Genomic DNA, 18503 nt, shown 5'->3' on the forward strand with positions numbered 1-18503 from the left:
CGAAGGAGGCCAGTCTAGCATTTATTTCTTTACTTTATTGCACGATTGAAGCGGTTTAACCAATAGTACAGGAACCTCTTTGAATGCCGGTGTATTCGATCCGCGCGCGACGAGTTCGGGGGAAATCAGGGGCGTTAGCTCGGGGAAATAGCCGATCACGTCGCCATCCGGCAGTGGCCGCTCGACCAGGCGGTAGCCGCTGAGTTCTCGGGTGATGCCGTCCGGCGCCGCGGCGCGCACGGTGACGCTGTCGCCATCCTGCAGCCCGAGCCGCTGCAGGGTCGAAGGACCGATGAACAGCACCTTGCGCGTGCCGTGCACACCGCGGTAGCGGTCCACTTCACCTTGCGGATCGCGGTAGATGGTGGTGTTGTACTGGCGGTGGGCGCGCACGGTGGCGAGGCAGAGCACCTTGTCGCCGTAGGCGGCGCGGGCGCGGGACATGATGGTGTCCTGCGGCAGGGCATGCGCGCTGAAGCGCGCCTTGCCGCTGGCCGTGTGCCAGATCCGCGCGCCGGCCGAATTGGGCAGGCGAAAGCCGAGGCGTTCGCGGATCCTGCGGTTGTAGTGGCCGAAGCCTTCGACGGCGTGGGCGGCCACGCGTTCGATGCAGTCGCGCGTGATGTCGTAATCGCGGCCCATGCCGCGCCAGTCGATGGGCGAGTCCGGCAGCGTGTGACGCGCCAGTTCGGTGACGATGAAGGGCTCGGAGCGCAGTTGCGTGCTGGCTGGCGTGTTGCGGCCCGCGGAGGCGTGGACCACGCTGGCCGTGTCTTCCACGCTGACGAATTGGGCGCCGCCGGCTTGCTGGTCCAGTTCCGTACGGCCCAGGCAGGGCAGCAGCAGGCCAAGGTGGCCGGGATGCAGGTGGGTGCGATTCAGCTTGGTCGCGATGTGGACCGTGAGCGCCGTGCGTGACAATGCCTGCAGCACGCGCGGGCTGTCCGGCCCTGCGACCGCAAAGTTGCCGCCCAGGCTGAGGAAGGCGTGCACTTCACCGTCCAGCAGGCCCTTGATGGCGCCGATCGCGTCGAGGCCGTAGGCTTGCGGCGGCTCGAAGCCGAACACGGCGCGCAGGCCGTCCAGCCATTCCTGCTTCGGGCGGTTGGTCACGCCAACGGTGCGATCGCCCTGCACATTGGAGTGGCCGCGCACCGGCATTAGACCCGCACCGCGGCGCCCCACATTGCCGCGCAGGAGCATCAGGCTGACCAGCGTCTGCAGGGTTTCGATCGCATGCTCGTGCTGGGTGAGGCCCATGCACCAGGTGGCGATCGTTGCGTTCGACGCGGCGTAGATCGCGGCGGCTTCCTCCATTTGCGCGCGGGTCAGGCCGCTGGCCGCTTCCAGCGCCGGCCATTCGTGGGCGGCGACGGCGGCGGCAAACTGACCGAAGCCGTCCGTGTGTTCATCGATGAAGGTGCGATCGAGCACGCCGCCGCGGCGGGCCTCGGCCGCCAGGATGGCCTTGACCATGCCCATCAGCGCCGCGAAATCGCCGCCGAGGCGCACCTGGTAATAGGCATCGGCCAGCGGCGTGCCGCGTCCGGTCAGGGTTTCGGCTGCCGACTGCGGATCGGCAAATGCCTGCAGGCCGCGCTCCAGCATCGTGTTGAAGACCACGATCTTGCAGCCGCGCTTTTTCGCCTCGCGCAGGTCGCCCAGCATGCGCGGGTGGTTGGTGGCGGGGTTCTGGCCGAAGACGAAGATGGCGTCCGCATGCTCGAAGTCTTCGCGCGTGATGGTGGCCTTGCCCACGCCCAGCGACAGGCGCAGCGCGTCGCCCGAGGATTCGTGGCAGTAGTTCGAGGAGTCCGGCATATTGTTGGTGCCGAAGGCGCGCGCGAACAGCTGGTAGGGGAAGGCGGCTTCATTGCTGCTGCGTCCCGACGCGTAGAAGACGGCGCGGTCCGGGTGCTCCAGCGCGCGCAGGGCGCCGCCGGCGAGGACGAAGGCTTCTTCCCAGCTGATTTCCAGGTAGGTGTCCGTGGCGGCGTCGTAACGCATCGGCGCGGTCAGGCGGCCGAAGCTTTCCAGTTCCCATTCTTCACGTTCGCGCAGTGCCGCAAGTGTGTTCGCGGCGAAGAATGCCGGCGTGGCGCGGCGCCTGGTCGCTTCGTGGGCGACGGCCCAGGCGCCCTGTTCGCAGAAGTCGACTGTCTTGCCGCCGGGCGTGTCCGGCCAGGCGCAGCCGGGACAGTCGATGCCCTGCGGCTGGTTCAGGCGGGTGAGCGTGGCAAGCGCCGGGAATGCGCCGTGTTCCTGCAAGGCCTTCGCCGTGCCGTGCAGCGAACCCAGTCCGCCGGCAGGCTTGTCGTAAGGTCGGATCGGGAACACTCGGTCATTCATGGGCAGGCACCGGAAGTAAAAGAGGCGCGACTATATCACGGCCCCTGCAGCCGGGATCTGCGGACTGTATGTACGTACAGTATAATTTTGGCATGCAAGGTTTTATACTTACCCGCCACTGGCGCGACACGCGCGACGGCACCGAAATCGAGTTCTGGCTGGCCACGGATGACGGTCCGCGCAAGATCACGCTGACGTCCCAGCCTTCGGTCGCCTTTGCCGAAGCCAGCCTGCGCTCCACCATCGAGCCGCTGCTGGAGGACATGCGTGGCATCGACGTGCGTGAACTGCCGCTGAAGACCTTCCAGCACGAGCCGGTGGTCGGCGTGTATGCCACGCATTACAAGCAGCTGCTGGCGCTGGAGAAGAAATTGCGCGAGCGCGGCATTCCCCTGCTGGAGGCCGATATCCGTCCGCCCGAGCGCTTCCTGATGGAGCGCTTCATCACGGCCGGCGTGGAGGTGGACGGCGACAAGATGCGGCCAGCGCCGGAATACCGGCCGAAGCTGAAGCTGGTGTCGCTGGATATCGAAACCAGCGCCTTCGAGGACCTGTACTCGATCGCGCTGGAAGGCTGCGGCCAGCGCCAGGTGTATATGCTGGGCGAAGCGCCCGCCGATGCTCCGGCGCTGGACTTCGCCCTCGAATACTGCGCCACGCCGCGCCAGCTGATCGAAAAGCTCAATGCCTGGTTCCGCGAGCACGATCCGGACGTGATCATTGGCTGGAGCGTGGTGCAGTTCGACCTGCGCGTGCTGCAGAAGAATGCGGAGAAGCACAAGGTCCCGTTGCAGCTGGGACGCGAAGGCCGCGCAATCGACTGGCGCACACATGGCATGCGCGAAGGCTATGTATTCGCCTCGGTTCCCGGCCGCATCGTTATCGACGGCATCGAGGCGCTGCGCGCCGCATCGTGGTCGTTCTCGTCCTTCAGCCTGGAAAATGTGTCGCAGGTGATGCTGGGCGAGGGCAAGGATATCGGCGACGCCTATGACAAGATGGCCGAGATCGAACGCCGCTTCCACGAAGACAAGCCGGCGCTGGCCTACTACAACCTGAAGGACTGCGAACTCGTCACGCGCATCTTCGAGAAGGCAAAGCTGATGGCCTTCATCCTCGAACGCGCCCATGTAACGGGGCTGGAACCGGACCGCATGGGTGGCTCGATTGCCGCCTTCAACTTCCACTACCTGCCGCGCATGCACCGCGAAGGCTTCGTGGCGCCAAATGTGGGCGAGGTGGAACCGCAGCCGTCGCCGGGCGGCTTCGTGCTGGATTCCAAGCCGGGCCTGTACGATTCCGTGCTAGTGCTGGACTATAAGAGCCTGTACCCCTCCATCATCCGCACCTTCCTGGTGGACCCGGTCGGCATGGTGGTCGGCATGGCGGCGCAGGACGCGTCCACCACGGTGCCGGGCATGCGCGGCGCCGTTTTCTCGCGCGAGCGCCACTGCCTGCCGACCATCACCACCCAGCTGTGGCAGGGCCGCGATGCTGCCAAGCGGGAGAAGAACGAGGCACTGTCGCAGGCGCTCAAGCTGCTGATGAATTCCTTCGTTGGCGTGCTGGGCTCGACCGATTGCCGTTTCTACCATCCGAAGCTGATTTCCTCGGTCACCTTGCGCGGCCACGCAATGATCAAGCGCACGGTGGAGCTGGTGGAGGAGGAGGGCTACGACGCGATCTACGGCGACACCGATTCCATCTTCATCTGGCTCAAGCGGCCCCATGGCAACGACGAAGCGCTGGCCGTGGCGCGCCGCCTGGTCGACAAGATCAACAGCTGGTGGCGCACCTGGCTGCGCGAAGAGCTGGGCCTGGAGAGCCATCTCGAAATCGAGTTCGACACCAACTACCAGCGCTTCTTCATGCCCACCATCCGCGGCACCGATATGGGCAGCAAGAAGCGCTATGCGGGCCTGACCGGCGAAGGCGAGATGATCTACCGTGGCCTGGAAGTGGCGCGCAGCGACTGGACAGCACTGGCGCAGCAATTCCAGCAAGGCTTGTTCAAGCTGGTGTTCAATGCGGAGCCCTACGAAGACTATGTACGCGAATACGCGCGCAAGACGCTGGCCGGCCAGATGGACGAACTGCTGGTCTACCGCAAGCGCCTGCGCCAGCGGCTGGATGAATATCAGGTCAATGTGCCGCCCCAGGTGCGCGCCGCCCGCATTGCGGACGAATTCAACGCCTCGATGAAGCGCCCCTTGCGTTACCAGAACGGCGGCTGGATCAGCTACGTGATGACGCGGAACGGCCCAGAACCGCTGGAAGCGCTGCACTCCGCCATCGACTACGAACATTACCTGACGAAGCAGCTGGAACCCATCGCCGACTCCATCCTGCTCCCGCTGAATGACAGCTTCGCCAACCTGACCACGGCCCAGGGCAATCTGTTCTAGACCCGATTAACGCTGGCTTAACGAGGCAGAGACTATATTTTATTAAGCTGGCGTCGTCACGTCTTGCGGCGGGGCGTGTGCAGGGGCAGGCGTGGCACTCTTCTGCAAGGAAGAGCAAGCCGTGAGAATATAGGTGTCCTCGCCAGAGGGATTGCTCGCAGAATGTTGCGACGATCAGCCAGATTGCTATAATTTGCCGAGTTGCTAAAGCTTCCCGGCATCGTTATTGGCCCCATCGTATCAATCAGTGATTCAGGTGAATATGGCCCAGCTACGACAAGCAAAACCCCAACCGGCGCCGCGCGATGCGGAGATGGCACTTGAGCGGGCACTCGATGCCGTCCTGTCCCGTCAGCGTGAAGACGGCCACTGGTTATATGAGTTGGAAGCGGATTCCACGATCTCCGCGGAATATGTCCTCCTCGTGCACTACATGGGGGAAGCCCCGAACATCCAACTGGAAGAGCGCATTGCCCGCTATCTGCGCCGCGTGCAGAACCCGGATGGCGGCTGGCCCCTGTTCGCGCACGGCGAAGCGGATATCAGCGCGAGCGTGAAAGCCTATTTCGCGCTGAAGATGATGGGCGATTCGCCCGAGGCCGAACATATGCAGCGGGCGCGCCGGCGCATCCTCGAACTGGGCGGCGCGGCCGCCAGCAATGTATTCACCCGGACCTTGCTCGCATTGTATGGAATATTGCCGTGGCGCAGCGTTCCGATGATGCCGGTGGAGCTGATGCTGATGCCGCTGTGGGCGCCTTTCCATGTGTCGAAAGTGTCCTACTGGTCGCGCACGGTGATGGTGCCGCTGCTGGTGCTGAATAGCCTGCGGCCGCGCGCCCGCAATCCGCGCGGCGTGACGATCGATGAACTGTTCCGCAACCCGCCGCGCAAAGTCGGCCTGCCGCCCTGCGCACCGCACCAGCACAAGCTGTGGTACATGGTGTTCCGCACCGCGGACGCGGTGGCGCGACTGGGCGAGGCGCTGATTCCGCGCTGGGTACGCCAGCGCGCCCTGAACCAGGCGGAGCGCTTCGTGCGCGAGCGCGTGAACGGCGAGCATGGCCTGGGCGCGATCTTCCCGGCCATGGTGAACGCCGTGCTGATGTTCGACGCGCTGGGCGTGCCGCGCACGGATCCGCAGGCGGCCCAGGCGCGCGCCGCCATCGACCGCCTGCTGGTGGTGCGCGAGCAGGAAGCCTATTGCCAGCCCTGCCTGTCGCCGATATGGATACCTCCCTGGCCTGTCACGCCTTGCTGGAAGTGGCGCAACCGCGCGCCACCGCGGCAGCGGCGCGCGGCCTGCAATGGCTGCGCCGGCTGCAGGTGCTGGACCATGAGGGTGACTGGACCGTGCGCCGTCCCGGCCTGCGCCCCGGCGGCTGGGCTTTCCAGTACGAGAATCCCCACTATCCGGACGTGGACGATACGGCCGTGGTGGCGATGGCCTTGCACCGTTTCGATGTGACCCTGGGCGAGCATGTGCCCAGCACTGGAACGGACCTGGTGCCGACCAGCGAAGCGATTGCCCGCGCCCGCGAATGGGTGGTCGGCATGCAGAGCACCAATGGCGGCTGGGGCGCGTTCGAGCCGGAAAACACCCACACATACCTGAACAATATTCCCTTCGCCGACCATGGCGCGCTGCTCGACCCGCCGACGGCGGACGTGTCGGCGCGCTGCCTGTCGATGCTGGCGCAAATGGATGGCGGGGTATCCGCTCCCGCAGCGCGGCTGGCGCTGAAATACCTGCTGGACGAGCAGGAGGCGAATGGCAGCTGGTTCGGGCGCTGGGGCACGAACTATATCTACGGCACCTGGAGCGCGCTGTGCGCCCTGAACGCGGCGGGACTGGATGCGGAACACCCGTCGATACGGCGCGCGGCCGCCTGGCTGCGCAGCATCCAGAATGCGGATGGCGGCTGGGGGCGAGGCGGGCGACAGCTACCGCATGGATTACAAGGGCCATGAACCGGCGCCCAGCACACCGTCGCAGACGGCGTGGGCCCTGCTCGGCCTGATGGCGGCGGGCGAGGCGGACAGCGAGGAGGTGGCGCGCGGCATCGCCTACCTCGTCGCCAGCCAGGAAGACGATGGCACCTGGCACGAAGAGCACTTCACCGCCGTCGGCTTCCCGCGCGTGTTCTATCTGCGCTACCACGGCTATGCGCAATACTTCCTGCTGTGGGCCCTGGCCCGCTACAGCAACCTGCGCCGCGAAGGAGTATCGGGCGTCCGGTGGGGGATGTGACCACCGCGCCTATCGTCGTGTTGACCGGCATGGCGCTGGAGGCGCAGATTGCCGCCCCGGCGGAAGTGCTCTTTGGCCTGCGCGGCGAGGCGCTGGCCAATGCCCTGGCCGAGCGGCTGCGCCGGCCCTGCGCCGGCGTGATCAGTTTCGGCATGGCCGGCGGGCTGGCGCGCGAACTGCCGGCCGGCGCACTGATCGTCCCTGTCGGCATCGTCACCCATACCGGCGTGCTGCCCTGCGATGCGGCATGGACCGCGGCGCTGCAGGAACTCTTGCCGCGGGCCGTCGGCGGCGTGCTGGCCGGTGTGGACGCGCCGCTGGTCACCGTGGCGGAGAAGCAGATCCTGCAAAGCGCTTCCGGCGCCGTGGCGCTGGACATGGAGTCGCATATCGGCGCGCGCGTGGCGCGGCATGCGGGCGTGCCGTTTGCGGCCTGCCGCGCGATTGTCGATCCGGCCGGAAGGGAAGTGCCCCAGTGCCGCCTTGGCGGGCTTTGGCGACGATGGCAGCACGGCGCTGGGGCCCTTGCTGCGCGAGCTGTTGCGCTATCCGGGGCAGTTGCCGGCCATGCTGCGGCTGGCCGGCGATGCGGCGCGCGCCCGCAGCGCACTGCGCGATGCGCGCCGCGTGCTGGGCGAGCGCTTCGGCGCGCTGCAGTCCTAGGGTTTCTTCTCTTCCGGTTCCTCGTACTTGGGCAGCTCGCGTTCCTTGCCTTCGTCGATCTTGTTCTGGCGCTGCTGGGTCCACGCGTCGCGCACGAAGGTGTACTTGTCGAGGGCCGCTTCCTCCAGCAGGGTGCTGGCGTTCAGCAGGTTGGCGCGCGTGTTGACGATATTGAGCACGCGCAGCGGCGTGCGCGTATCGGAATCGACATAGGTGAGCGGATCAAGCTGATAATCGACCCACATGGCCGGCGCGTCGCGGAAGGTGCTCGGGCCGAAGAGGGGCAGCACCAGGTAGGATCCGGACGGCACGCCCCAGTTGCCGAGGGTGAGGCCGAAGTCCTGCGAATGCTCGGGAATGCCGGCGGGCGTGGCGACATCGAGCACGCCGGCCAGGCCGAACACCGTGTTCATCGCCACCCGCATCAGGCTTTCCATGCCATCCTGCAGCTTGCCCTGCAGGAGATTGTTGATGGTATTGCCCACGTCCCCCAGGTTGCTGAAGAAGTTCGTGACGCCGGTGCGGATGGGCGAAGGCGTGATGGCCTGGTAGCCCTGGGCCAGCGGTTTGGCCACGTACTGATCCAGCTTGTCGTTGAACTTGAACATGGTGCGGTTGAACGGCTCCAGCGGGTCGCCCGGGGTGGCGGTTGGTCCGGTGGCGCAGCCGGCCAGCGCGGCGCACAGCAACAGCGAGGGGCAGAGGGACGATCGCTTCATGACGCTTAGCTCCTGACGCGTTTGCGCGGGACTTTCCGCGTTCGATTCCCTGCGGCTCGGCGGCGTCCTGGCGTGGGCGGCCGAGCAGGATGGGCTGGAAGAAGACCGCACCAACCAGCGTGCAGGCCAGCGCCAGGGCCAGCAACTGGCCCATGCTGGCCGTGCCGGGGTGGTGCGAGAAACTCAGGCTGCCGAAAGCGGCGGCCGTGGTGGCGGCGCTGAACAGCACCGCATGCGTCAGGCTCGATTGCAGCAGGTGGCGCTGGCCGGAGCGCCAGGCCATCACATAGTAAATCTTGAAGGCCACGCCTACGCCCAGCAGCAGCGGCAGCGCGATCACATCGGCAAAGTTCATCGGCAGGTCGATCAGCACGCAGCATTCCAGCGTGACCAGGGTGGAGACCAGCAGCGGCACCAGGGTGCGCAGCACGTCGGCAAAACTGCGCAGCGTGATCCATAGCAGGATGGTGATGGACAGGACCGCCCAGCCGGCGGCTTCGGCGAAGGCGCGCATGATGGTGTTGGCCGATCCGCGCACCGAGATCGGACCGCCGGCGGCGCGCGGTTCGGCGGCCAGTACGGCATTGATGAAGCGTTCCAGCGCGGCGGGGCGCTCGGCGCTGTCCGGCGGCGGCAGGCGCGGGGTGACGGCGACGAGCGCGCGCCCGTCCAGCGTGATCCAGTCGCGCACCAGCGCTTCCGGCACATCCTTGATGCTTACAGCTTCGGCCTGCAGGGCGATCTGCAGGCGTTTCAGCGCCAGTTGCAGGGGCAGGGCGATGGCCACTTCGGCGCGGTCGCGCAGCGCGGCGTCGCCGGTGGCCAGCTTGCGCACTGCCTTTGCCAGCCTTTCCGCTGGCGCAGCGCCTGTGCCGGGATGGTCTTCCGCCGCCTGTTCCAGCTGGGCGGCCAGGCGGCGCAGGGCGGCGCTGCGCAGGCTGTCACTGGCGGCTGGGGTGGAGGGCTGGGCAAGTACCGGCATCAGCACGAAAGAGGCTGCCGCGATAAGTGGCAGCTCGGTCCCCTGGTCGTCCGGCACCAGGCTGTCCAGCGTCAGCGTGCGCGCCACAGCGGGGAGTTTGGCAAGGCGCTGAGAAAGCTGGGCGGCTTCGGCCTGGGAGGCCGTCAATATGTTGACATCTTCGGTGCCGGCCTCCGGCGCATCGGCCAGCGCGCGTAAGGTTGCCATCGATTCCGAATGCGGGTCCTTCAGGTTCAGCGGATCGAAATCGAAACGCAGCTTGGGCAGCAGGGGCACGCCGGCCAGTATGACCACACAGGTGGCGATCAGCACGGTATTGCGGTGACGTTCGAAGAATTCATCGGCCGGCGCCAGCCAGCGTGCCGATGGCATATGCGGTTCACCGCCCGGCCGCAGCACGCAGATCAGGGCGGGCAGCATGGTCAGCGTGGTGGCGAAGGCCACCAGCATGCCGACGCCCGCGATCAGTCCCAGTTCCGCCACGCCTCGGTAATCGGTGGGCAGGAAGCAGAAGAAGGCGACGGCCGTGGCGGCAGCGGCCAGCGCGAGGGGGCCGCCGGCAATGGCCGCGCTGCGTTCCAGCGCGCGGTGCATGGAAGGATCATCGTGTCGCTCGGCGCGGTAGCGCACGCCGAACTGGATGCCGAGTCGCCGCCCAGGCCGATGAAGAGGACGGCGAAGGCCACCGAGATCATGTTCAGCGAACCCACCATGGCCAGGCCGAGGGCGGCCGTCACGATCAGGCCCGCGATAAGGCTGATCAGCACCGCAATAATCAGCTTGGCCGAGCGCAGGGCCAGCCACAGGATGAAGATGACCAGCAGCAGCGTGAGCACGCCGTTCAGCACCGCGCCTTCGGCCACGGATTCGAATTCCTCGTCGGCCAGCGGCTGCGGGCCGGTCAGGCGCACGGCGGCGTTGTAACGCCTGGCCAGTTCGAGCTTGTCCGCGGTTGCGCGGATCAGGACGTGGCGTCGCCGCCGGCGGCCAGGCTGGCATAGTCCAGCACGGGCGTGACGGCGACGAAGCTGCTGACAAGCGCTGGTTTGGCGGGCGCGCCGGACGCTGGGTCTTCCATATCCATCCAGGAAAGCGCGGCAGGCTTGCCGGCCAGTGTGGCTTCCAGCGCGGCGGCGCTGCGGTTCAGCAGGCCGGCCATATCCTCCAGCTTCACCTGGCCGGTTTGCAGGGGCAGGGCGAGCGTGGTGGACAAAGTATCCGCCAGTCCGCGCAAGGTCGGGTCGCGCTGCAGCGTGATGAGCAGGGGCCTGGCCTGCTGCAGTTTGGAGGAGATGTCCGCCACTTCGTTCGCCGGCAGGAACAGCAGCCCTGAGCGCGCGAAGTATTCGCCGCCCCCCGGCTGGGCCACGGTGCGGAAGCGCTGGGGCTGGGCCTGCAGGGCCTTAGCCAGTTCGTCCGCTGCCGCGTCGGCCAGTTCGCGCGCCGGGGCTTGCACCACGGCCAGGATCAGCTGGCGCTTTTGCGGGAAGGCGACCGTGATGGCGGCGTCGCGCCGGGCCCAGGGTTCGTCCGATTCGAGCAAACGGTCGATGTCGGTGTCGATGGCAAAATGTGTGGCGGCGTAGAACGCTGCGATTACGGTGAGCACTGTAGCCACGGCGATGGTGGTCCAGGCGCGGTGCGCGGCAAAGTGGACCAGGCGTGTGAGCAGGGCTGTCAGCATGGGCGGATCGCAGCTGCCTCGTGGCGGATTTGGGTGCGGCCAGTATAGCAGCAGGCGTGGCGACGGCGCTTGCGCCGGCAGGATATACCTGGCAGCGCCCGCCGCGCCCAGCGGCACGATAGGGAGTTGCAGCCGATGAAAATCTATGGATACGCAGCCTTGATCCCGCTTGCGGCTGTGCTGGCCGCCGCGCCGGCCGTGGCGCAGACTCAGTCGACGCCGGATGCGCTGGTGCGCGCCGCTGTCGAGAATGTGGTGACCACCATCCAGTCCGACCCCGGCACGCGCAGCGGCGACATGGCCAGGATCACTGCTGTGGTGGAGAAGCAGTTCCTGCCTTATACGGATTTCCGCTACACCACCAAACTTGCTGTTGGCAAGGCATGGACCGACGCCACGCCTGAGCAGCAGCAGCAACTGTTCCAGCAATTCCAGGCGCTGCTGGTGCGCACGTATGCGCTGTCGCTGTCCCAGTTGCGGGAGCAGAACGTGAAGTTTTCGTACAAGCCGATGGGCAAGGGCAGCGCCAACGATATGGTGGTGCAGACCAAGGTGTTCGCCAACGGCGAGGATATGCTGATCGATTACCGCCTGACCCGTTCGACCAATGGCTGGCGGATCTACGACATCAATATGATGGGCGCCTGGCTGATCGAAGTGTACCGCCGCCAGTTCAACGATATCGTGGCGCGCGACGGTGTCGCCGGCTTGATCAAGTACCTGGAACGCCATAACGCGCGCGCCGCGGCAGCCTGATTTCATTGCCGCCTCCAGCGGTGCACTTCCAGCCACTGCCAGGAGAGCAGGGCAGGCACGCCGAACAGCAATTCCCTGGCCCGCTTGACCAGGGCCAGGGAGAGGGAAATGTCCGGGCCGATGCCCAGTATTTCACCCAGCATCAGCACCACGGCTTCCTGTACGCCGAGGCCTGCGGGGACGAAGAAGGCCATCTGCCTTGCCGCCTGGGTCAGGGCTTCGATGAAGAGCGCCTGCCACAGGTCCACCGGGTGGCCCAGCAACATGAGCGCCAGCCACACTTCGGCTGTGCCGATGACCAGTCCCGATACCTGCCAGCCCATGGCGCGCAGCAGTACGCCCGGCCTGCGGACGAGGGCGCGGATATGCTCGTCCAGTTTCGCGCCGTCGGCCGCGCTGCCGATCTGGGTTTCGCCGAAGATGTGGCGGATCACACCGCCGAGGCGCGCAAACAGGGCGCCGTGGTGCAGGGCGAGCGCGAACAGGATGGGCCCGGCCAGCGACAGCAGCAGTCCGCCAATGATCGCCCAGCCGTGCTTCGTGGCTTCCATTGCCGACAGCAGGGCCAGTACGCCCATGACCGTGAACACGTAGTAGGAAAACATCGCGACCATCACCTCGGTGACGATGCTGGCGGCGATGGCGGAGGTGTCGTTCAGTCTTAGTCGTGCGAGTCTTATGCCGACCAATTCTCCGCCGACGCTGGCGGTGGGCAGCAGGCGGTTCACGGCTTCGCGTACCGAGGCGACCCACCAGAGGAAGGACAACGGCGGCGTGCTTTGCGTTTTCGGCAGCGCGGCGTGCAGCAAGGTGCGCCAGCCCTGGGCGTCCAGCAGCAGGGGCAGGGCGTGAAGGGGCAGGAGCAGCAGCAGCGGCCAGCCGGCCTGGGCCAGCACCCGTGCCACGTCGGCTGCGCCCTGGTGGGCCACCAGGGCGATCAGGCCGAGCAGGCCGATGAGGGCGAATAAATATGCGAGCCGCTTCATCGCTTTTCAAACCCACGGCGTGAACCTGGTGTCTGCCACATCGTGGCAGACACCTGCTCCTTGCCTTGGGTTTTAAAAGATATCGGCATATCCGCCGTGAGGGAGCGCGAGGGCTTCCACCGCGGCGCGCACGCGGGGGGAGAGCAGGGCGGCGAGTTCGTCGGCGTGGCGGTAGGTGGACATCGTCGGCGCGAGTGGAGTAGCGGTGGCCACGGCGGGGTGCGAGTAGATTTCGGTCACGCCATCGCGCAGCCCGGACAGCGCGGCCAGCAGCGCCTCCTCGTCCATGGCCCCGCTGGCGCCGATGCCGACCACCTGGTCATTGTGCGCCATGCCCGCCGCATCCAGCCGGCGCCGCAGCAGGGCAAGCCATGGACGCAGCCAGAACGGCGCACCCGCTTCCAGCGGCAACCGCACCGCGCGCATTCCATACTCGCGTCCAATCGACAGGATCAGCGACAGCACCGTTGGATGCAGATGGAAGTGCTTATGGCAGTTCACATGGTCCAGCGGCAGTCCGGTGCAGGCAAAGGTATGAAACTGCGCGCGAATCTCGGTCGCCAGCTGGCGCTGCACATCGCGCGAAAAATAGAAGCGCACGCCCTTGCCGACCATGGACGCGCTGAAGCGTCCGTCGGCGCCGACCAGGCCGGGAATGGCCGCAGGCGGCAAGGTGGGCGCGCCATCGGCCAACACCAGGTGCAGGCCCACGCGCAAGCCGGGCAAGCGGTGCGCGCGCTCCACGGCGTCGCGCGCGGCCGGGGCGCTGACCATCAGGCTGGCGGCATTCAGCACGCCATCGCGATAAGCCAGCTCCACGCCTTCGTTGACGGCCGGATGCAGGCCGAAATCGTCGGCGGTGATGATCAGGCCGCGCGGGACAGACGGAGCAGCCAGGTCAAGCCTCGTGCGATCGCAGGAAGTGGAAGAATTCCACGCCCTCGCGCAGGCGGCGCTTGGTCATCTCCCAGCTGCCCAGCATCTCGCGCACGATCTCCCAGATCTTGCTCGGCCTGAAGTAGAAGCGCTTATAGAACACTTCCACGCTGTGGTAGATCTCTTCGCGCGACAGATGCGGATAGCTCAGCGCCGACAGCTGCACGCCATCTTCGTTGACCAGGCTGATGACCTTGCGGTCCTTCATCCAGCCGTTGTCGAGCGCCTGCTGGTACAGCACCGTGCCGGGATAGGGCGCGGCAAGGGATACCTGGATCGTGTGCGGGTTGATGTCCTGTGCGTAGCGGATGGTCTTCTCGATCGTGTCCTGGGTTTCGCCCGGCAGGCCGAGGATGAAGGTGCCGTGGATGGTTATGCCAAGCTCGCGGCAGTCGGCGGTAAAGCGGCGCGCGATATCGGTGCGCAGGCCTTTCTTGATGTTCAGCAGGATCTGGTCGTCGCCCGATTCATAGCCCACCAGCAGCAGGCGCAGGCCATTCTCCTTCATGATCTTCAGCGTGCTGTACGGGACGTTGGCCTTGGCATTGCAGGACCACATCATTCCCAGCTTGCCCATGCCCCGCGCAATTTCCTCGGCGCGCGGACGGAAGTCGGTAAAGGTATCGTCGTCGAACATGATCTCCTTCACCTCGGGCATGTTCTCCTTGATCCACTTGACCTCGGCCAGCACGTTTTCCGGCGAGCGCACGCGGTAGCGGTGTCCACCCACGGTCTGCGGCCACAGGCAGAAGGTGCAGCGCGAGCGGCAGCCGCGGCCCGTGTAGATGGATACGTATGGATGCTTCAGGTAGCCGATGAAGTAATTCTCCACCTTCAGGTCGCGCTTGTAGACCGGCGCAACGAAAGGCAGTTCATCCATGTTCTCGATCATCGGCCGCGCATCGTTATGCCTGATCGTGCCATCCGGCAGCTTGTAGCTCAGGCCCAGGATATCAGGCAGCGGATTGCCGGCGGCGACTTCCTGGCAGGTGTAGTCGAACTCCTCGCGGCAGATGAAATCGATGGCGGGGCTGCCGCCCAGCGTGGCGTCCGGCTCCACGGCGGCCTTGGCGCCGACCAGGCCAATCATCAGCGCCGGCTCGCGCGCTTTCAGCGCTTCGGCGAACTTGATATCGGTGGGGAAGGACGGAGTGCTGGTGTGGATGATCACCAGCTCGTAATCGGATGCGATATTCAGCGTTTCCTCGACGCCGATGCCGTCGGCCGGAGCGTCCAGCAGCCGGCTGCCCGGGCACCATGGCGGCGGGCTGGGCGAGCCAGGTGGGATACCAGAAGGATTTGATCTCACGCTTGGCCTGGTAGCGCGAACCGGCGCCGCCGTCGAAGCCATCGAAGGATGGAGCTTGGAGGAACAGGGTTTTCATGGCGTCCTTTCGGGCAGAAGCGGTTGTGCGTCATGCACGGACAGGGTTTGCTGGCGCCAGCGCACGCGCGAACCGGTGAGGGCGGCGGCCCATTCGGCCAGCAGAAGGGCATCGCGCAAGGGGGCGCGCAGGATGGCGCCGGGACCGGCTGCCGTTGCAGCCTGCAGGCTGCGCGCGATGGCGCCTGCGGCGAACAGCATCCAGCCCAGCGGGGCATGGTTCAGGATCAGGCCAAGCAGCAGCATGGGCCAGCTGAAGGTGATGAAGGTGAATGCGAATCCGGCGGTGTTGAGCGAGCGGATGGTGCGCATCCAGCGCAGTTCGTGGCGCCACAGGTCTTTCAGCGTGCGCTCGGTGACGTCGGTCGTGACGACGACGTCCGACAGGACCGTTTGCAGCTTCAGGCGGCGCGTGAGCTCGCCCAGCCAGTAGTCGTCGGCCAGTCGGTCTTCGAGCGCTTCGAAGCCGCCAACGGCTTGCAGCGCGTCGCGGCGCAGGGCGATGGTGGCGCCGAAGGCGAAGCTGCGCGAGCCGCCGGCGTGGGCGATCCTTACCGATGGCGCGAACCAGTCGTCGATGAACTGGGCGCCCAGCTGGGGCCAGCCTTTGGCCACCGCGCGGCCGCGGTACAGGCAGGTGACGACGCCCGTCGTGGCGTCGCCGAGCGGCGCGGTGACGCGTGCCAGGTAGTCGGGCGGGACCGCGATGTCGCTGTCGGCCAGCACTAGCCGGTCGTGGCGGGCGTGGGGCAGCATGTTGATCAGGTTACTGACCTTGGGATTGCTGCCGTGGGTGTTTTTGTCGATCGCCAGCGCGATGTCGCATTTCGGGTAGTCGGCCTGCAGCTGGCGCACTACCGCGACGGCGGGATCGTTCGCGTCGCGCACGCCGAAGACTAGCTGGTAGCTCGGATGCTGCTGGCGGCAGAATGTGGCGAGATTGTCGTACAGGAGAGGCTCGGCGCCGCACAGGGGCTTCAACACGGTCGCGCCGGCGGACGCAGCGCGCGCGTCCTGCGACGCGACGGGCAGGGCGGCGGCTCGGCGGGCGCGCAAGGTGGCGATGGCGGCGAGCAGAGCGTATGACGCCGCAACAGCGGACAGTGCGCCGCCGGTGAGCGCGGGCCAGTCCAGCGTGATCATGTGTCAGCGGCCTCCGGCTTCGGCGCCGGCCGAGGCGTTCGCCCGGGGCGCCGGGGCGGCAGCGTGCGATTGGCCGGCCTTGCGATGCCCGATCTGGTCAAGCCTGATCGATACCTCGCGATTGAACGTGTACTCGGCTGGACGCTGCTTGTCCAAAGCGATATCCGGCGCCATCGCTCCGGAAGTCTGCACGCCGCGCAGGCTGACAGCCAGCGCCTTCAGCGGATGCTTGAAGGTGTCGGCGACCGCTGTCGCCTCATACCCGCTGTGCACCATGCAATTCGCGCACTTCTCGTAATTGCCGGTGCCATAGGAGTCCCAGTCGGTTTCCTCCATCAGCTCGCGGAATGAGGCGGCATAGCCTTCGCCGAGCAGATAGCAGGGACGCTGCCAGCCGAACACGGTGCGGCAGGGATTGCCCCAGGGCGTGCAATGGTAAGTCTGGTTCCCGGCCAGGAAGGACAGGAACAGCGAAGACTGGCTGAAGTCCCAGTTGCGGCCACCGCGGCCGCGCGCGAAGATGGCGCGGAACAGCTCGCGCGTCTTGTTACGGGTGAGGAAGTGCTGCTGGTCCGGCGCCCGTTCGTAGGCATAGCCCGGCGACACGGTGATGCCGTCCACGCCGATGTCCTTCAGCGAATCGAAGAAGTTCGCCACCTGGTCGGGAATCGCGTCATTGAACAGCGTGCAGTTGATATTGACGCGGAAGCCGCGCGCTTTCGCAGCGCGGATTGCCGCCACTGCGCGCTCGTACACGCCTTCCTGGCAGACCGAATGGTCATGCATCTTCTGGTCGCCGTCCAGGTGAACGGACCATACGAAATAAGGGCTGGGCTGGTACTGGTCCAGCTTTTTCTCCAGCAGCAGCGCATTGGTGCAAAGGTAGACGAAGCGCTTGCGGGCAATGATGCCCTTCACGATCTCCGGCATTTCCTTGTGCAGCAGCGGTTCGCCGCCGGCGATGGAAACCACCGGCGCGCCGGATTCGTCCACCGCTTGCAGGCATTCCGCCAGCGACAGGCGCAGGTCCAGGATGGGATCGGGATAATCGATCTTGCCGCAACCCGCGCAGGCGAGGTTACAGCGGAACAGGGGCTCGAGCATCAGCGCGAGCGGATAACGTTTGCGGCCCGCCAGATGCTGGCGAACGATGTAGCTGCCCACGCGGGCAGCCTGCAAAAACGGTATGGCCAAATCAGCCTCCTGCGGATAAGTCCTTCAGACGGTCACCGGCTGCACATCCGCCAACTCGGCGGGCAACCTGAACTCGGCGTGTTCTTCCTTGCCATCCATGGTGGTGACGTCGACCGGCCCCAGTTTGCGCAGGGCGGCCAGCACATCTTCGACCATGGCTTCCGGCGCCGAGGCGCCGGCCGTAATGCCTACCACTCCAGCGTCACGCACCCAGGCGGGATCGAGCTCGCTGCCGTCTGCGATCAGGTAGCTCGGCACGCCGCTTTCGGTGCCGATCTCGCGCAGGCGGTTGGAATTCGAACTGTTCGTGGCGCCGATCACCAGAATAACATCAACCAGGCGGGCCAGCTGACGGACGGCACTTTGCCGGTTCTGCGTGGCGTAGCAGATGTCCTTGGTGTCCGGACCCACGATATTCGTAAAGCGCTTTTCGAGGGCCGCAATAATGTTTCGCGTATCGTCCACGCTCAGCGTGGTCTGGGGTGACGTAGGCCACCGGCGTATCGGTCGCCAGGGTCATGCGCGCCACATCGGCTTCGGTTTCGATCAGGATCACTTCGCCGGGAATCTGGCCCATGGTGCCGATGACTTCCGGGTGGCCGGCGTGGCCGATGAGGATCACCGTGCGGCCGCTGGCGGCATACTCGGCGGCCCTGGTTGTGGATCTTGATGACGAGCGGGCAGGTGGCGTCGATGGGACGCAGCCGGCGCTGCTCGGCTTCACGCTCGACCGCGGCGGGAACGCCGTGGGCGCTGAACACCGTGACCGCATCGGCCGGCACTGTTTCAAGGGAATCGACGAAGATCGCCCCCTTGCGCCGCAGTCCTTCGACCACATGCTTGTTATGCACAATCTCGTGACGGACAAATACCGGAGCACCATACTTGATCAGCGCACGGTCCACTATCTCGACCGCTCGCACGACGCCAGCACAGAAGCCGCGTGGTTGGGCAAGTATCACCTGCATAACAGAGACTCCCTTCGGACCCTGGTTTTAGTGAATTGCAACACATTCAGCGCAACAGGACTTACTATATACCGGTATCGGCA

The 18503-nt window shown here is 65.9% G+C and carries 9 protein-coding genes and 5 pseudogenes; 5 read left to right on the top strand and 9 right to left on the bottom strand.

The features are described 5' to 3' along the window. Nucleotides 1–21 precede the first annotated feature (21 nt). Nucleotides 22–2349, bottom strand: coding sequence for an FdhF/YdeP family oxidoreductase (locus ACHMW6_RS04990; protein WP_395406063.1), 2328 nt, complete (start codon nucleotides 2347–2349; stop codon nucleotides 22–24). 92 nt (nucleotides 2350–2441) lie between these two features. On the opposite strand from ACHMW6_RS04990, the gene ACHMW6_RS04995 reads away from it, so the two are divergent. The 4 genes and pseudogenes from ACHMW6_RS04995 to ACHMW6_RS05010 all read left to right on the top strand — a co-directional run bounded on the left by ACHMW6_RS04995 (nucleotide 2442) and on the right by ACHMW6_RS05010 (nucleotide 7668). After that, nucleotides 2442–4754, top strand: a complete 2313-nt coding sequence (locus tag ACHMW6_RS04995) for a DNA polymerase II (RefSeq protein ID WP_395406064.1) — start codon at nucleotides 2442–2444, stop codon at nucleotides 4752–4754. Between the two features lie 262 nt (nucleotides 4755–5016). Continuing rightward, a pseudogene (shc, locus tag ACHMW6_RS05000) lies at nucleotides 5017–7005 on the top strand (squalene--hopene cyclase). A gap of 152 nt (nucleotides 7006–7157) precedes the next feature. Continuing rightward, nucleotides 7158–7409, top strand: a pseudogene (locus ACHMW6_RS05005) (squalene--hopene cyclase); the annotation flags it as partial. A 79-nt stretch (nucleotides 7410–7488) separates the two neighbouring features. Beyond that, nucleotides 7489–7668 carry a hypothetical protein gene (locus ACHMW6_RS05010; protein ID WP_395406065.1) on the top strand — a complete coding sequence of 60 codons (180 nt, stop codon included), beginning with the start codon at nucleotides 7489–7491 and terminating at the stop codon, nucleotides 7666–7668. Here ACHMW6_RS05010 and ACHMW6_RS05015 read toward each other — a convergent pair. Then, the gene (locus ACHMW6_RS05015; protein WP_395406066.1) at nucleotides 7665–8387 is read right to left on the bottom strand and encodes a VacJ family lipoprotein; all 723 of its coding nucleotides are present in this window, start codon (nucleotides 8385–8387) and stop codon (nucleotides 7665–7667) included. The two genes, ACHMW6_RS05010 and ACHMW6_RS05015, sit on opposite strands and share 4 nt — an antisense overlap. 40 nt (nucleotides 8388–8427) lie before the next feature. Next, nucleotides 8428–11053, bottom strand: a pseudogene (locus ACHMW6_RS05020) (MMPL family transporter); the annotation flags it as partial. Nucleotides 11054–11188: 135 nt separating this feature from the next. Here ACHMW6_RS05020 and ACHMW6_RS05025 point away from each other — a divergent pair. Then, nucleotides 11189–11809, top strand: coding sequence for a phospholipid-binding protein MlaC (locus tag ACHMW6_RS05025; RefSeq protein ID WP_395406067.1), 621 nt, complete (start codon nucleotides 11189–11191; stop codon nucleotides 11807–11809). Between the two features lie 2 nt (nucleotides 11810–11811). On the opposite strand, the gene ACHMW6_RS05030 is transcribed toward ACHMW6_RS05025, so the two are convergent. From ACHMW6_RS05030 to ispH, 6 genes and pseudogenes are all read right to left on the bottom strand, one after another. Next, on the bottom strand, nucleotides 11812–12795 hold the full coding sequence (locus tag ACHMW6_RS05030) for a lysylphosphatidylglycerol synthase domain-containing protein (RefSeq protein ID WP_395406068.1): 984 nt from the start codon (nucleotides 12793–12795) through the stop codon (nucleotides 11812–11814). Nucleotides 12796–12867: 72 nt separating this feature from the next. Beyond that, the gene (gene hpnK / locus ACHMW6_RS05035) at nucleotides 12868–13692 is read right to left on the bottom strand and encodes a hopanoid biosynthesis-associated protein HpnK (RefSeq protein ID WP_395408535.1); all 825 of its coding nucleotides are present in this window, start codon (nucleotides 13690–13692) and stop codon (nucleotides 12868–12870) included. Between the two features lies 1 nt (nucleotide 13693). Beyond that, nucleotides 13694–15116, bottom strand: a pseudogene (gene hpnJ / locus ACHMW6_RS05040) (hopanoid biosynthesis associated radical SAM protein HpnJ). Then, nucleotides 15113–16258 carry a bacteriohopanetetrol glucosamine biosynthesis glycosyltransferase HpnI gene (gene hpnI / locus ACHMW6_RS05045; RefSeq protein WP_395406069.1) on the bottom strand — a complete coding sequence of 382 codons (1146 nt, stop codon included), beginning with the start codon at nucleotides 16256–16258 and terminating at the stop codon, nucleotides 15113–15115. The pseudogene hpnJ and the gene hpnI overlap by 4 nt, the downstream one beginning before the upstream one ends. Before the next feature lie 3 nt (nucleotides 16259–16261). After that, entirely contained in the window at nucleotides 16262–17452 is a 1191-nt protein-coding gene (gene hpnH / locus ACHMW6_RS05050; RefSeq protein ID WP_395406070.1) for an adenosyl-hopene transferase HpnH, read from the bottom strand. A 24-nt stretch (nucleotides 17453–17476) separates the two neighbouring features. Then, nucleotides 17477–18420 (bottom strand): annotated as a pseudogene (gene ispH, locus ACHMW6_RS05055) (4-hydroxy-3-methylbut-2-enyl diphosphate reductase). Between the last annotated feature and the right edge of the window lie 83 nt (nucleotides 18421–18503).

Origin of the sequence: Pseudoduganella sp. UC29_106, assembly GCF_044055365.1 — a bacterium.
Taxonomy (GTDB): Bacteria; Pseudomonadota; Gammaproteobacteria; order Burkholderiales; family Burkholderiaceae_D; genus Rugamonas.

What these genes read in the sequence shown, in the direction of transcription:
- ACHMW6_RS05015 (WP_395406066.1), bottom strand. Translation starts at nt 8,387, where the DNA reads ATGAAGCGATCGTCCCTCTGCCCCTCGCTGTTGCTGTGCGCCGCGCTG.
- ACHMW6_RS04995 (WP_395406064.1), top strand. Translation starts at nt 2,442, where the DNA reads ATGCAAGGTTTTATACTTACCCGCCACTGGCGCGACACGCGCGACGGC.
- ACHMW6_RS05030 (WP_395406068.1), bottom strand. Translation starts at nt 12,795, where the DNA reads ATGAAGCGGCTCGCATATTTATTCGCCCTCATCGGCCTGCTCGGCCTG.
- ACHMW6_RS04990 (WP_395406063.1), bottom strand. Translation starts at nt 2,349, where the DNA reads ATGAATGACCGAGTGTTCCCGATCCGACCTTACGACAAGCCTGCCGGC.
- hpnI (WP_395406069.1), bottom strand. Translation starts at nt 16,258, where the DNA reads ATGATCACGCTGGACTGGCCCGCGCTCACCGGCGGCGCACTGTCCGCT.
- ACHMW6_RS05025 (WP_395406067.1), top strand. Translation starts at nt 11,189, where the DNA reads ATGAAAATCTATGGATACGCAGCCTTGATCCCGCTTGCGGCTGTGCTG.